This window comes from Kitasatospora sp. NPDC056181, from assembly GCF_042266225.1.
Taxonomy (GTDB): Bacteria; Actinomycetota; Actinomycetes; order Streptomycetales; family Streptomycetaceae; genus Kitasatospora.
Genome location: NZ_JBHJUK010000008.1, coordinates 44,412 through 57,616, shown reverse-complemented (window position 1 = coordinate 57,616; position 13,205 = coordinate 44,412). Strand labels below are relative to the sequence as shown.

Here is a 13,205-nt window from a genome sequence, read left to right as displayed (position 1 = left end):
TTCAGGGCAACGCAAACTCCGGGCGACGAGTCACGGAGCAGCTAACAGGCAGCGCAAAGGGACAGTGTAGCCAAATGGCACACTGCTGTCCAGCTCTGATTCGGAAACCGAATCGGAGACTCCTCCCGGTAGCCGGCGGGCGCGAACGCCCCCCGGGTACTGCACCGGCCCGGGCACTCCCGGGCCTTCACGACTCACCTGGAGTCACTTCCCGCCGGAGGTGCTGGTTATGCATCCAGCAACGAACCAACCGGGCGGACTCGCGCCTTGAGAATCGCGCGCCGCGCCTGGTTCGTCAAGGGTCCGCCTCCGGCGCGGACCTCGACCCGTCCATCGCTGCGAACCCGCCCGGCGTTACAGAAGCCGTGGTGAGGGCCACTCTCGATGACAGCGATCACCATACCCGCCCGCGCCGACACTGCCGAGTGCGCTCTCGGCCACACCGGTGGTTCCCCGCCGCCGGGCCCGCCGGGGGCCGGGAACGCGAAAAGGCCGGGCCGACCACCCGCGAGGGTGATCGGCCCGGCCCAGGCGTCCTCAGCCCACTAGGGGGCTGGGGGGCACCTCCCGGCCGCTAGGGCCGGGGGAAAGTCACTTGACGGTGACCTTGGCGCCGGCGGCCTCGAGGGCAGCCTTGGCCTTCTCGGCAACGTCCTTGGCAACCTTCTCCAGGACCTTGGCACCAGCGGTGTCAACGAGGTCCTTGGCCTCCTTCAGGCCGAGGGAGGTCAGGGTGCGCACCTCCTTGATGACCTGGATCTTCTTGTCGCCGGCACCGTCGAGGATGACGTCGAACTCGTCCTGCTCCTCAGCGGCCTCGGCGGCCGGGCCGGCAACGCCGGCGGCGGCAACGGCGACCGGAGCGGCAGCGGTGACGTCGAACTTGTCCTCGAAGGCCTTCACGAAGGCAGCGAGCTCGATGAGGGTGAGCTCCTCGAACTGCGCGAGCAGCTCGTCCTGGGTCAGCTTCGCCATGATTGGCGTCCTTCCACTAATTCGGCAGGTGGTGCCGTATGTACGGGTTGGCGGGCGTACGGGCCCGCAGCGAGGCGTGAGCCTGCCGAATTACTCGGCGGCCTCGTCCTCGGCGGCGGGAGCCGGCGTACCGGCACCGCCCTGCTCGACCTTGTCGCGCAGCGCGTCCACAGTGCGGACGAGCTTCGACGGCAGGGCCTGGAAGAGCGCAGCAGCCTGGGACTGCTTGGCCTTCATGGCGCCGGCCAGCTTGGCGAGCAGCACCTCGCGGGACTCGAGGTCCGCGAGCTTCTTGATGTCATCGGCGGACAGCGCCTTGCCGTCAAGGACACCGCCCTTGATGACGAGAGCGGGGTTCTCCTTGGCGAAGTCACGCAGAGCCTTCGCCGACTCCACCGGGTCACCGGTGACGAAGGCGACAGCCGTCGGACCGTTGAACTGGTCGTCGAGCTCCGTGATCCCGGCCTCGTTGGCAGCGATCTTGGTCAGCGTGTTCTTCACCACGGCGTACTGGGCGTTGTCACCCAGCGAGCGACGCAGGGTCTTGACCTGCTTCACCGTCAGACCGCGGTACTCGGTCAGTACGGCCGCGTTCGAGGCGCGGAACTTGTCCGCGATCTCGGCGACGGCAGCAGCCTTGTCGGGCCTAGCCATAGGCTTACGCCTCCTTCCGTGATGTCGAAGTCCGGCCGACCGCAAAAGTCGACCATTCTCACCTCGGACCGCCGGACGGAAGGAAAGCTCCTGCAGAAAAGCAGATGAGCCCCGGTGCGCAGGCGCACGGGGCTCAGTACGACCTCGACAGGCCCACGTGCGAACACGGGGGACCCGGAAGTCCAAGCTCCAAACAATCCTGCGCGGGCTGCCTGCGCTGAAAGCGCAGATCCTTCGGTCGCACACTCCCCTGCGGGCGCATGGCGACAACCAGCGGTCTTTGGCTTCGGCAACAGTAGCCGGAGCCCACCGTCCGGGGCAAATCGCCCAGCATCACCGCCCACCGGCGGGACGGCCGGGGCGCAACGGGAGGCCGGGACGGTCAGCGGGCCAGCGGGGAGACGTTGCGGACGCCCGCGTCCACGGTGTCCGCCTCGGCCGGGGCCTGGGCCGAGAGGCTGCCGGCGAACTCGGAGTAGAGCACCGAGTCGTCCGCCCGGCCGCCCTCCCCGGTGCCGGTCCGCTGGAGCTTGACCAACTGGTCCTTGTCGTTGAGCCAGAGGTCCAGGGTCAGCGAGGCCGAACCCCCGGGGGCGAGCGCGGCGCGCAGGCCGTCCCGGCGGGCCGGGCTCAGCTGGGTCTGCGCGGCCGCGTACCGCCCGGCGTCGGTGGTGACCCGGTAGTGCACGACCGCCGAGTCCTCGAACTTCTCCTCGCCGAGGAACTGCGCCTCCACCCCGTCCGCGGTCGCGGCGGCCAGCGCCTCGATCGGGTTGAGCAGGTCGATCAGCCCGGCGTACGGGACCTCCCGGTGGCCGTCCGGGCCCGGCGTGCCGGTGAACCGCTCCCAGTGGCGGCCGCCGAGCCGGGCCGCGGTCGCGGCGTCGCCGCCCTGGTACGCCACGGTGTCCACGACGATCAGCTGCTCGGCCTCGGCCGGGGTGGAACGTTTGACCTGGAGGGCGGTCTTCGGCAGCCAGAACATCGGGCCGGAGCCGGCGTCCGGGCCGAGCCGGTAGCTGACCTTGGCCCGGCGGGCGGTCTGCATGGCCAGCTGGGCGGAGAGCAGGACGCCGTGCGGCGACCGGTCGGTCGGCTTGGCCGGGCCGGTCGGGGAGGCGCTGGTCGGCGTCGGCGTGCCGGAGGGCACCGACGGCGAGCCGTCACCCCCGCCGCACGCCGTCAGGCCGCCCGCCAGCAGCGTCGCGGCCACCACCGCCGCCAGCTGCCGCCGCACCGCCATGTCAGCTCCCCTTCCGTCCCTGACGCGCCTGTTCCGAGCCACCTTGCCACCAGGAGCCCGGCCGACGGGCGGCGCCCCCTCCTCCGACCGGGTGAGCGGCCGACCGGCCCGGACCGGACCGGGGGCGGGGCGGGCTCAGCCGCCGAAGAGCCTGGAGAAGTCGGAGCTCTTGCCGACGTCACCGAAGGCCGGCGCCTCGATCTTGGCCGCGGTGCCGAGACCCGAGTACTTGACGGTGACGGCCTGCTGCTCGCCGTTCTTGTTGCTGTAGCCCTTGAGCTGGACCAGCTCCTGGGTGCCGTTGATCCAGAAGTCGACGGTCATCGTGTTGCCGCCCGCCGCGAGGGTCTGCTGGACGGCGGCGCGCTGGTCGCTGCCGAGCGCGGTCATCGCCTCGGTCAGCTTGGCGACGTCCTCCACCGCGCGGTAGTGCGTGGTCTGGACCCCGCCGACGGCCTCCGCCCCGACCTTGGTCGGCTTGCCGGCCTGGGCCGCCACGGTGAGCTGGAGCACCGGGTTGCTCAGCTGGGTCACGGTCAGGAACATGCCGGCCATCGGGCCCACGCCCGGGTCCTGCGGGGTGACCTTCGCCCAGTGCTTCCCGGCCAGGGCGGCCGTCACGTCGGGGCCGCCGCCGAGGAAGATGTCGTCGCCGACCACCCGGGTCTTGGTGGACGCCTTGCCCTTGCCGGCCACGTCGATGTCGGTTCTCTGCTTCCACTGGGCGGTGCCGGTCATGGTGTTGTCCGGCAGGGCCAGCTCGACGTTGCCGTTGGCGGCCTTCTCCATCACCACGGCCGAGGCGGCCAGCGCGGCCTTCGGTTCGAAGCCGGAGGCCTTGCCGGCGGCCGGGTCCTCGGAGGACTTGGTGTCCGCCTTGCCGTCACCGCAGGCCGCCAGTCCTCCGAGCAGCACGGCGGCTGTGACGGCGACGGAAGCGAGGCGCAGAGCACGCATGAAGAAACCCCCAATGAGGCCCGATTGTCAGGTAATACTCAGCGGACTCTAACGGATCGTCAAAGTCCGCCTGACAACGGCCACCCCCGGAACGGCTCAGCCGGTCGCCGCCGGGGTCTCCGTGGCCGCCACGGCCTCGGAGACGTCGGTCGTGGTGACCACCGTTCCGGCGCTGCCCTGGACCGTGGCGCGGAGCCGGACCAGCCGGTTCCCGGGCGCCACCCAGAAGTCGTAGCCGATCGTCGTGACCCCCTGCTGCCGCTGGTAGGCGAGCACCACCGCGAGCCGGTCGGGGCCGAGCCCCTCGTCGGCGCCGAAGTACTCGGCCACCGGCGCCGTGGCCCGGTAGTGCGCCACCGTGCCGCCGGCCAGCTGCTCGCCGCCGAGCGAGGTGAGCTTCCCGGCCAGCGCCATCGCGTGCGCCGGGCCGCCCGGATTGGCGACCAGCCCGCTCAGCCAGCCGCCCGCGTACGCCGCACCGGGCGCCCGCGGGTCCAGCGACTCGACGTCGGCCCGCTCGGCCCGCCTCGCCGGCGCCCCGCCGTACGCGAGGTCGAGCGCGCCGTCCCGGGTCTGGAGCCGGCCGGTGCCCGACTCGTCGGTGACGGTCAGGTCGACGGCGTCCTTGGCGCCCCAGATGACGGTTCCGGAGGCGGTCCGCCGCCCGGCGGGACCCTCCTCGACGGTCTGGACCTGCGCGCCGCCGACGTCGTCCAGGGCCTGCGCGGCCGAGAGCAGCACCTGCTTGGGCGGCCGGACGGTCGCGGCCCCGTCACCCGGGGTGCGCTCCCCCGAGACGGCCATCAGGCTGCATGCGGTGAGACAGCCGGCGAGCAGCAGCAGGGCTGCCCCCCAGACGGCGGGGCGAAGGGCGGGCAGCACGGCACACTCCGGCAGTCACACAAGAAAGTCACATGATCCGACCGGCTGAGCGTACGACGCGCCACACCCCTCTTTCCCCCCGCCCCGGTCTCGATCCGGACACGACGACGGGCCCGCACCCCGGTGAAGGGGTACGGGCCCGTCGTACGGACTACTGCTGCGCCCAGGACGCGGCTACCGGTGTGAGCTCGGGGCTCAGACGGAGGCCGGGTCCTCCTCGACCAGGAGGTTGCGGGTGCGGTTCGGGTCCACCAGGATGCCGGGGCCGATGGTGGTGGAGACCGCGGTCTTCTTGATGTAGCGGCCCTTGGCGGCGGACGGCTTGGCGCGGAGCACCTCGTCCAGCGCGGCGGCGTAGTTCTCGACCAGCTGCTCGTCGGTGAAGGAGACCTTACCGATGATGAAGTGCAGGTTCGAGTGCTTGTCGACGCGGAACTCGATCTTGCCGCCCTTGATGTCGTTGACAGCCTTGGCGACATCGGGGGTGACGGTGCCGGTCTTCGGGTTCGGCATCAGACCACGGGGACCGAGCACGCGGCCGAGGCGGCCGACCTTGCCCATGAGGTCCGGGGTGGCGACGACGGCGTCGAAGTCCAGCTTGCCCTTGGCGACCTCGTCGATGAGCTCGTCGGCACCGACGATGTCGGCACCCGCAGCACGCGCGGCCTCGGCACGCTCGCCGGTCGCGAAGACCAGGACCCGAGCGGTCTTACCGGTGCCGTGCGGGAGGATCACGGTGCTGCGGACCATCTGGTCGGCCTTGCGCGGGTCGACGCCCAGACGCATGGCGACCTCGACGGTGCCGTCGAACTTGGAGGTGCTGGTCGCCTTGGCGAGGCGGATGGCCTCGAGGGGGGCGTAGAGGCGGTCGCGGTCGACCTGAGCGTCCGCGGCCTTCAGAGCCTTGCTGCGCTTCACTGCTGCTCCTGAGTGGGGAATGGAGTCGTGGTATCGACGGGCCGCGCAGGCCCTACCACATGGACGAGAAGGGTGATCAGCCCTCGACCGTGATGCCCATCGACCGGGCGGTGCCGGCGATGATCTTGGACGCGGCGTCCAGGTCGTTGGCGTTCAGGTCGGGGAGCTTGACCGTGGCGATCTCGCGGACCTGGGCGGCCGTGAGCTTGGCGACCTTGGTCTTGTGCGGCTCGGCGGAGCCCTTCTCCACGCCCGCGGCCTTCAGGATGAGGCGCGCGGCCGGCGGCGTCTTCGTGATGAAGGTGAAGGAACGGTCGTCGTAGACCGTGATCTCCACCGGCACGATCATGCCGCGCTGCGACTCGGTCGCAGCGTTGTAGGCCTTGCAGAACTCCATGATGTTGACGCCGTGCTGACCCAGCGCGGGGCCGACCGGCGGCGCCGGGTTGGCCGCACCGGCGTTGATCTGGAGCTTGATAAGCCCCGTGACCTTCTTCTTCTTGGGAGGCATTTCTCTCCGGGTCCTTCCGAGAGGTGATTGCTGGTGCGTGCCGAACCGGGGCGACACCCGGCCGCCAGCACACACATCGGACCAGGTTAACGCGGATGCGCCGCTGGACCAAAACGACTTCGGGGCGGAGCCGCAGCCCCGCCCCGAAGCCGAAGCTCAGTGCTAGTTCTTCTGGATCTGGTCGAAGGAGAGCTCGACCGGGGTCTCCCGGCCGAAGATCTCGACCAGGCCCTTGACCTTCTTCGAGTCCGGGTTGATCTCGTTGATGGTCGCCTGCAGGGTGGCGAACGGGCCGTCGGTGACGGTGACCGAGTCGCCGACCTCGAAGTCGAGGACCTGGATCTCGCTCGGCTTGACCGGCGAGGGCTTGCCGGCCTCCTTGGCCGCCTGGCGCTCGACGTCGGGCGCCAGCATCTTGACGACCTCGTCCAGGGTCAGCGGGTACGGGTCGTAGGCGTTGCCGACGAAGCCGGTGACACCGGGGGTGTTGCGCACGACGCCCCAGGACTCCGGGGTGAGGTCCATGCGCACCAGGACGTAGCCGGGGAGCTTGTTCTGGCGGATGGTCTTGCGGTCGCCGTTCTTGATCTGGACGACCTCCTCCTGCGGCACCTCGGCCTGGAAGATGTACTCCTCGACGTTCAGCGAGACCGCGCGCTGCTCCAGGTTCTGCTTGACCCGGTTCTCGTAGCCCGCGTAGGTGTGGATCACGTACCACTCGCCCGGCATGAAGCGCAGGTCCTCGCGGAACTTGGCGACCGGGTCGACCTCGACGGCCTCCTCGGCCTCGACCTCGACCTCGTCCTCGACCTCGTCGGCGGCCTCCTCGGCCTCCTCGACGGCGGGCTCCTCGTCGGACTCCACGTGCAGCGCGGCCTCCTCGGCCGGCTCGCCGGCCTCGGCCTCGTCGTACGCCTCGGCCTCGTCCTCGTCGCTGTCCGCGGCGTCCACGATCTGCTCGGCGGCCTCGACGTCGTCAGCCAGCTCGGCCGCGTCCAGCTCGGCGGCGACATCCGCCTCGCGGACGGTCTCGTCGGCGTCGTACAGGGGGGACTCAGACACGGTGGCTGCTTCTTTCCTGGAGATGGTGAAGGTGGCGCGCTCCAAGGCCGCTCCGGCGCCGCTCCGCTCACGCGGGCGCCGGCAACTGTCTCGGAGACTTCAACAGTACCGAGTCAACGGTAGCGGCCGCGTACGTCCGGCGCCGACAGCTCGACCCGGGCCGATGAATCGGCCCGGGTCGGGAAGCTGTTTCGAAGGTGGGGCGGCTCGGTCAGCCGAAGATCCAGAGGCTGAGCTTCGAGAACCCGTAGTCGAGACCGGCCACGAAGGCCATCACGACCACGACGAACACGACCACCACGGTGGTGTAGTTGACCAGCTCGCTGCGGGTGGGCCAGACGACCTTGCGCAGCTCGGCGATGATCTGCCGGTAGAACAGGGCGAGCCGGGCGAAGACGCCCTTCTTGGCCCGCTTGCCGGACTTCTTGTCGCCGGAGCGGCCGGCCCGCTTGCGGTCGCGACGCGACTCGCCCTCGGCGGGCGTGGTCTCGTCCGCGCCGTCGGCACCCTCGGGGTTGCCGCTCTCAGGCGTTGCGGTGGAGCCCGTGGTCTCCGTCACTCGTCCTCACCTGAATCCGGGTCCTGCCGAGCATCACCTGCGTACCCGATCGGGCACGAGCGGCCGGCTAAAGCGGTGCTGTTCGGTGCCCTCTCCGCATCAAGCCCGCTCGCTCTGTGGAGCGAACGGGCTGAATACGGATCAAGCAGCAGGGCAAGAGGGACTTGAACCCCCAACCGCCGGTTTTGGAGACCGGTGCTCTACCAATTGAGCTATTGCCCTACGGTGCCTCGCGGCTCCTGTAGCGACCACCAACCTACCGCATCTCCCGCCGCTGTATGCACAAGCGGTGAAAGCTTCGGCTTTCTCGGTGGCCGTCGAGCAGTGAGTGTACGTGGTCGAGTGGGGTTTGGTCGAACCTCTTCTTCAACCGCCCACGTCGGCGCGGTCGCCATGCGGACACCGCCGTACATATGGTGAAACCCCCATGCCCGGTCCGTCCCGATTCTGCGACCATGCAGGCATGAGCGCTTCCACCCCGCAGCCCGACAGTTCCGTCCGCCCCGCCGACCGACGGGTCTCCGCCCGGATCGGCGCCATCGCCGAGTCCGCGACCCTCGCCGTGGACGCCAAGGCCAAGGCCCTCAAGGCGGCCGGCCGACCGGTGATCGGCTTCGGCGCCGGCGAGCCGGACTTCCCCACCCCGGACTACATCGTCGAGGCGGCCGTCGAGGCCTGCCGCGACCCGAAGAACCACCGGTACACCCCGGCGGGCGGTCTGCCCGAGCTGAAGGCCGCGATCGCCGCCAAGACGCTGCGCGACTCCGGCTACTCGGTGGACGCCTCCCAGGTCCTGGTGACCAACGGCGGCAAGCAGGCGATCTACGAGGCGTTCGCCGCGATCCTCGACCCGGGCGACGAGGTCATCGTCCCGGCCCCGTACTGGACCACCTACCCGGAGTCGATCCAGCTGGCCGGCGGCGTCCCGGTCGAGGTCGTGTCCGACGAGACCACCGGCTACAAGGTCTCGGTCGAGCAGCTGGAGGCCGCCCGCACCGAGAACACCAAGGTGGTGCTCTTCGTCTCGCCGTCCAACCCGACCGGCGCGGTGTACACCGAGGCCGAGGCCCGGGCCATCGGCGAGTGGGCGCTGGAGCACGGCCTCTGGGTGCTGACCGACGAGATCTACGAGCACCTCGTCTACGGCGACGCGAAGTTCACCTCGCTGCCGGCCCTGCTGCCCGCGCTGGCCGACAAGACCATCGTGGTCAACGGTGTCGCCAAGACGTACGCGATGACCGGCTGGCGGGTGGGCTGGGTGATCGGCCCGAAGGACGTCGTCAAGGCCGCGACCAACCTGCAGTCGCACGCCACCTCGAACGTCTCCAACGTCGCGCAGCGCGCCGCGATCGCCGCCGTCAGCGGCGACCTCTCCGCCGTGCACGAGATGCGCACCGCCTTCGACCGGCGCCGCCGGACCATCGTGAAGATGCTCAACGAGATCGAGGGCGTCCTCTGCCCCGAGCCCGAGGGCGCGTTCTACGTCTACCCGTCCGTCAAGGGCCTGCTGGGCAAGGAGATCCGCGGCAAGCGCCCGCAGACCTCCGCCGAGCTGGCCACCCTGATCCTGGACGAGGCCGAGGTCGCGGTCGTCCCCGGTGAGGCCTTCGGCACCCCGGGCTACCTGCGCCTGTCGTACGCGCTCGGCGACGCCGACCTGGTCGAGGGCGTCGGCCGGATCCAGAAGCTGCTCGCCGAGGCGACCGCCTGACGGCACCCGCCCGGCCCGGACCGCCCCCTTCACCCCTTCGGGGGACGTGAAGGGGGCGGTTCCCGTATCCGGGCCCGATGCGGCAGTATCGGCGAATGGAACGCCTGCTGAATCCGCGAGACGTCAGGGACCTCCCCAAGGCCCACCTGCACCTGCACTTCACCGGCTCGATGCGCCCCGCCACCCTGCTGGAACTGGCCGACAAGCACGGCGTCCGCCTGCCGGAGGCACTCAGCTCCGGCGAGCCGCCCAGCCTGCGGGCCACCGACGAACGCGGCTGGTTCCGGTTCCAGCGCCTCTACGACACCGCCCGGTCCGTCCTGCGGGACGAGTCCGACATCCGCCGGCTGGTCCTGGAGACCGCCGAGGACGAGCGCCGGGACGGCTCCCGCTGGCTGGAGATCCAGGTCGACCCGACCTCGTACGCGCCCCGGCTCGGCGGTCTGATCCCCGCGCTGGAGCTGATCCTGGACGCCGTCCGGCACGCCTCCGAGGTCACCGGTGTCGGCATCCGGGTCCTGGTCGCGGCCAACCGGATGAAGTCCCCGATGGACGCCCGGACCCTGGCCCGGCTCGCCGTCCGGTACGCCGACCAGGGCGTGGTCGGCTTCGGCCTCTCCAACGACGAGCGGCGCGGCCTCGCCCGGGACTTCGACCGGGCCTTCGACATCGCCCGCAGGGGCGGGCTGCTGGCCGCCCCGCACGGCGGCGAGCTGGCCGGCCCGGAGTCCGTCCGGGACTGCCTGGACGACCTCGGCGCGGGGCGGATCGGCCACGGCGTCCGGGCCGCCGAGGACCCGCGGCTGATGCAGCGGCTGGCCGACCGTCAGGTCACCTGCGAGGTCTGCCCCTCGTCCAACGTCTCGCTGGGCGTCTACGAGCGGGCCGAGGACGTCCCGCTGCGCCGGCTGTTCGACGCGGGCGTGCAGCTGGCGCTGGGCGCCGACGACCCGCTGCTGTTCGGCACCCGGCTGGCCGCCCAGTACGACCTGGCCCGCGACGTGCTCGGCTTCAACGACGCGGAACTCGCCGAGCTGGCCCGCCAGTCGGTGCGCGGTTCGTGCGCGCCGGAGAGCACCCGCAAGGAGCTGCTGGCGGACATCGACACCTGGCTGCTGGACGGGTCCCGCCCCTAGGGTCCGCCCTCCGGGGCGGGGCCGTCCTCCGGGGCGGGACCTAGAGCTTGACGCCCACCATGACCGGCTCGTTGACCAGCTCGACGCCGAACGCCGCCCGGACGCCGTCGCGGATCTCCCGGGCCAGCGCCAGCAGGTCCTCGGCGGTGGCCGCGCCCCGGTTGGTCAGGGCCAGCGTGTGCTTGGTGGAGAGGGTGGCCGGGCCGCTGCCGTAGCCCTTGCCGAAGCCCGCCTTGTCGATGAGCCAGGCGGCCGAGGTCTTGGTGCAGCCGTCCGGCGCCGGGTAGGCGGGGGCGGTGAGCTCGCGCTCGGCGGCCAGGGCCAGGAAGGCGTCGTACTGCTCGGCGGTCAGCACCGGGTTGGTGAAGAAGGAACCCGCCGACCAGGTGTCGTGGTCGGCCGGGTCGAGCACCATGCCCTTGCCCGAGCGCAGCCGCAGCACGGCGTCGTGGGCCTCGCGCAGCCCGACCGGCTGGCCCTGCTCGACGCCCAGGTGCCGGGCCGTCTCGGCGTAGGCGACCGGGGTGGAGAGCCCGCCGTGGTCGGCCAGCCCGAACCGGACCCGCAGCACCACGTAGCGGTCCGGGTCGGCCTTGAAGCGGCTGTGCCGGTAGGAGAAGGCGCACTCGGCGTTGGAGAGCGTCACGGTCTCGCCGGCCCGGCGGTCGTAGGCGACCACCTCGGTGACGGACTGCGCCACCTCCTGGCCGTACGCGCCGACGTTCTGGACGGGCGTGGCACCGGCCGAGCCGGGGATGCCGGCCAGGAACTCGATGCCGGCCAGGCCGTGCTCCACCGTACGGGCCACCGCCTCGGCCCACACCTCGCCGGCGGCCAGCTCCAGGGTGGTGCCGTCCAGCGCGAAGCCGGTGGTGGCGATCCGCAGGACCGTCCCGGGGAAGCCGGCGTCGCCGATCACCAGGTTGGAGCCGCCGCCGAGGACCAGCAGCGGCTCACCGGCGGCGTCGGCCTCGCGGACGGCGGCGACCACCTCGTCGTCGGTGGTCGCGGTCACCAGGCGGCGGGCCGGACCACCGAGCCGGAGCGTGGTCAGCGGGGCGAGGGGGGCGTCGAGTTCTACCAGCACGCCCACCAGCGTACGGGGAGGGGCCGGGCCGCCCCTCCCCCGCCGGGCGTCTCAGGCCAGCCGGACGACGGCGCGGGACATGCCCAGCACCTTCTGGCCGCCGTAGGTCGCCACCAGGTCGACCTGGACCTTGCGGTCGTCGAGCAGCTTGGCCACCTTGCCGGTGACCTCGATCACGGAGCCGACCCCGTCGTTGGGCACCGGCACCGGGCGGGTGAACCGCACGCCGTACTCGACCACCGCGCCCGGGTCGCCGACCCAGTCGGTGACCACCCGGATCGCCTCGGCCATGGTGAACATGCCGTGCGCGATGACGTCCGGCAGGCCGACCTCCCTGGCGAACTTCTCGTTCCAGTGGATCGGGTTGAAGTCGCCGGAGGCGCCCGCGTACTGCACCAGTGTGGCGCGCGTCACGGGGAAGGACTGCGCGGGCAGCTCGGTGCCGGCCGCGACCTCGTCGAAGCTGATCGCCATGGTGCTACTCCCCCGCCTCGTCGGCGGCACGGGCCACCAGGGTCATGACCGACGTCACCACGTGCTCGCCGCTCGCGTCCGACACCTCGCCGCGCACGGTGAGCACGTCGTTGCCCGCGAGCGACTTGATGTTGTCGATGGTCACCGCGACCGAGAGGCGGTCGCCGGCCCGCACCGGGCGGGTGTACGCGAACTTCTGGTCGCCGTGCACCACCCGGCTGTAGTCCAGGCCCAGCTCCGGGTCCTGGACCACCTGGGCGGCGGCCCGGAAGGTCAGCACGAACGGGAAGGTCGGCGGGGCGATGACGTCCTGGTGCCCGAGCGCCTTGGCGGCCTCCGGATCGGTGTACGCCGGGTTGGCGTCACCCACGGCCACCGCGAACTCGCGGATCTTCTCCCGGCCGACCTCGTACGGCTCGGTGGGCGGGTAGGTCCGCCCGATGAAGGAGGGGTCGAGTGCCACGGGCAAACTCCTCGTCAGTCCGGTGGATGGCAAAAAAGACTCCGGGCCGCACCCAGTGAGGGTGCGGCCCGGAGTCGAAGACCTGAATCACACAGGCCCGGCGCCCTGCAACAGGGTCAGCGGGTCTCGCGGTGCGCGGTGTGCGAGTTGCAGCGGGGGCAGTGCTTCTTCATCTCAAGACGGTCCGGGTCGTTACGCCGGTTCTTCTTGGTGATGTAGTTCCGCTCCTTGCACTCCACGCAGGCCAGCGTGATCTTCGGGCGGACGTCGGTGGCAGCCACGGGAGTGCCTTCCTTGGACAATGAATAAGAACACAACAAGAGTAGCCGACCGGGAGTGCGATCTCCCGACCGACTACGCGGGGTAGCGGTGACCGGACTTGAACCGGTGACACAGCGATTATGAGCCGCTTGCTCTACCAACTGAGCTACACCGCCACAGTGATCCGGAGCACAGCCGAAGCTGACTCCTTTTCACCAGAGCCCCCATGCGGAATCGAACCGCAGACCTTCTCCTTACCATGGAGACGCTCTACCGACTGAGCTATAGGGGCGAACGAGGAAGAGATTACAC

15 protein-coding genes and 3 tRNA genes are annotated in these 13,205 nt (G+C 70.7%); 2 read left to right on the top strand and 16 right to left on the bottom strand.

Features of this window, described 5'->3' with window-relative positions; all coding sequences use genetic code 11:
• Positions 1 to 591 precede the first annotated feature (591 nt).
• From rplL to ACFC1F_RS05710, 10 genes are all read right to left on the bottom strand, one after another.
• Entirely contained in the window at positions 592 to 975 is a 384-nt protein-coding gene (gene rplL, locus ACFC1F_RS05755; protein WP_376155950.1) for a 50S ribosomal protein L7/L12, read from the bottom strand.
• A gap of 90 nt (positions 976 to 1,065) precedes the next feature.
• Positions 1,066 to 1,629, bottom strand: coding sequence for a 50S ribosomal protein L10 (gene rplJ, locus ACFC1F_RS05750; protein ID WP_209414022.1), 564 nt, complete (start codon positions 1,627 to 1,629; stop codon positions 1,066 to 1,068).
• A 382-nt stretch (positions 1,630 to 2,011) separates the two neighbouring features.
• The gene (locus tag ACFC1F_RS05745) at positions 2,012 to 2,872 is read right to left on the bottom strand and encodes a hypothetical protein (RefSeq protein WP_376155949.1); all 861 of its coding nucleotides are present in this window, start codon (positions 2,870 to 2,872) and stop codon (positions 2,012 to 2,014) included.
• 135 nt (positions 2,873 to 3,007) lie between these two features.
• The gene (locus tag ACFC1F_RS05740; protein WP_376155947.1) at positions 3,008 to 3,829 is read right to left on the bottom strand and encodes a hypothetical protein; all 822 of its coding nucleotides are present in this window, start codon (positions 3,827 to 3,829) and stop codon (positions 3,008 to 3,010) included.
• Between the two features lie 96 nt (positions 3,830 to 3,925).
• The gene (locus tag ACFC1F_RS05735) at positions 3,926 to 4,711 is read right to left on the bottom strand and encodes a hypothetical protein (protein ID WP_376155945.1); all 786 of its coding nucleotides are present in this window, start codon (positions 4,709 to 4,711) and stop codon (positions 3,926 to 3,928) included.
• A gap of 195 nt (positions 4,712 to 4,906) precedes the next feature.
• Positions 4,907 to 5,629, bottom strand: a complete 723-nt coding sequence (gene rplA / locus ACFC1F_RS05730; RefSeq protein WP_148644357.1) for a 50S ribosomal protein L1 — start codon at positions 5,627 to 5,629, stop codon at positions 4,907 to 4,909.
• Positions 5,630 to 5,705: 76 nt separating this feature from the next.
• Entirely contained in the window at positions 5,706 to 6,140 is a 435-nt protein-coding gene (gene rplK, locus ACFC1F_RS05725) for a 50S ribosomal protein L11 (RefSeq protein WP_376155943.1), read from the bottom strand.
• Between the two features lie 162 nt (positions 6,141 to 6,302).
• Positions 6,303 to 7,202, bottom strand: coding sequence for a transcription termination/antitermination protein NusG (gene nusG / locus ACFC1F_RS05720; protein WP_376155941.1), 900 nt, complete (start codon positions 7,200 to 7,202; stop codon positions 6,303 to 6,305).
• Between the two features lie 211 nt (positions 7,203 to 7,413).
• Positions 7,414 to 7,761, bottom strand: a complete 348-nt coding sequence (gene secE / locus ACFC1F_RS05715; protein ID WP_148644354.1) for a preprotein translocase subunit SecE — start codon at positions 7,759 to 7,761, stop codon at positions 7,414 to 7,416.
• A gap of 149 nt (positions 7,762 to 7,910) precedes the next feature.
• A tRNA-Trp gene (locus ACFC1F_RS05710) sits at positions 7,911 to 7,983 on the bottom strand.
• A 241-nt stretch (positions 7,984 to 8,224) separates the two neighbouring features.
• On the opposite strand from ACFC1F_RS05710, the gene ACFC1F_RS05705 reads away from it, so the two are divergent.
• Both ACFC1F_RS05705 and ACFC1F_RS05700 read left to right on the top strand, forming a co-directional pair.
• Complete coding sequence (locus ACFC1F_RS05705) at positions 8,225 to 9,472, top strand: pyridoxal phosphate-dependent aminotransferase (RefSeq protein ID WP_209414015.1); 1,248 nt, start codon at positions 8,225 to 8,227, stop codon at positions 9,470 to 9,472.
• A gap of 95 nt (positions 9,473 to 9,567) precedes the next feature.
• The gene (locus ACFC1F_RS05700; RefSeq protein WP_376155939.1) at positions 9,568 to 10,608 is read left to right on the top strand and encodes an adenosine deaminase; all 1,041 of its coding nucleotides are present in this window, start codon (positions 9,568 to 9,570) and stop codon (positions 10,606 to 10,608) included.
• 40 nt (positions 10,609 to 10,648) lie between these two features.
• Here ACFC1F_RS05700 and ACFC1F_RS05695 read toward each other — a convergent pair whose 3' ends face one another.
• From ACFC1F_RS05695 to ACFC1F_RS05670, 6 genes are all read right to left on the bottom strand, one after another.
• Positions 10,649 to 11,692: a UDP-N-acetylmuramate dehydrogenase gene (locus ACFC1F_RS05695; RefSeq protein WP_376156015.1), complete on the bottom strand. Its 1,044-nt coding sequence runs from the start codon at positions 11,690 to 11,692 to the stop codon at positions 10,649 to 10,651.
• Positions 11,693 to 11,746: 54 nt separating this feature from the next.
• On the bottom strand, positions 11,747 to 12,169 hold the full coding sequence (locus ACFC1F_RS05690; protein ID WP_148644351.1) for a MaoC family dehydratase: 423 nt from the start codon (positions 12,167 to 12,169) through the stop codon (positions 11,747 to 11,749).
• 4 nt (positions 12,170 to 12,173) lie between these two features.
• Positions 12,174 to 12,632, bottom strand: coding sequence for a MaoC family dehydratase N-terminal domain-containing protein (locus ACFC1F_RS05685; RefSeq protein WP_148644350.1), 459 nt, complete (start codon positions 12,630 to 12,632; stop codon positions 12,174 to 12,176).
• A 116-nt stretch (positions 12,633 to 12,748) separates the two neighbouring features.
• Positions 12,749 to 12,913, bottom strand: a complete 165-nt coding sequence (gene rpmG / locus ACFC1F_RS05680; protein ID WP_006604855.1) for a 50S ribosomal protein L33 — start codon at positions 12,911 to 12,913, stop codon at positions 12,749 to 12,751.
• Positions 12,914 to 12,996: 83 nt separating this feature from the next.
• A tRNA-Met gene (locus tag ACFC1F_RS05675) sits at positions 12,997 to 13,069 on the bottom strand.
• A 43-nt stretch (positions 13,070 to 13,112) separates the two neighbouring features.
• Positions 13,113 to 13,185: transfer RNA gene (locus ACFC1F_RS05670), tRNA-Thr, on the bottom strand.
• Between the last annotated feature and the right edge of the window lie 20 nt (positions 13,186 to 13,205).

What these genes read in the sequence shown, in the direction of transcription:
- rplL (WP_376155950.1), bottom strand. Translation starts at nt 975, where the DNA reads ATGGCGAAGCTGACCCAGGACGAGCTGCTCGCGCAGTTCGAGGAGCTC.
- rplJ (WP_209414022.1), bottom strand. Translation starts at nt 1,629, where the DNA reads ATGGCTAGGCCCGACAAGGCTGCTGCCGTCGCCGAGATCGCGGACAAG.
- ACFC1F_RS05745 (WP_376155949.1), bottom strand. Translation starts at nt 2,872, where the DNA reads ATGGCGGTGCGGCGGCAGCTGGCGGCGGTGGTGGCCGCGACGCTGCTG.
- ACFC1F_RS05740 (WP_376155947.1), bottom strand. Translation starts at nt 3,829, where the DNA reads ATGCGTGCTCTGCGCCTCGCTTCCGTCGCCGTCACAGCCGCCGTGCTG.
- rplK (WP_376155943.1), bottom strand. Translation starts at nt 6,140, where the DNA reads ATGCCTCCCAAGAAGAAGAAGGTCACGGGGCTTATCAAGCTCCAGATC.
- ACFC1F_RS05705 (WP_209414015.1), top strand. Translation starts at nt 8,225, where the DNA reads ATGAGCGCTTCCACCCCGCAGCCCGACAGTTCCGTCCGCCCCGCCGAC.
- ACFC1F_RS05700 (WP_376155939.1), top strand. Translation starts at nt 9,568, where the DNA reads ATGGAACGCCTGCTGAATCCGCGAGACGTCAGGGACCTCCCCAAGGCC.
- ACFC1F_RS05690 (WP_148644351.1), bottom strand. Translation starts at nt 12,169, where the DNA reads ATGGCGATCAGCTTCGACGAGGTCGCGGCCGGCACCGAGCTGCCCGCG.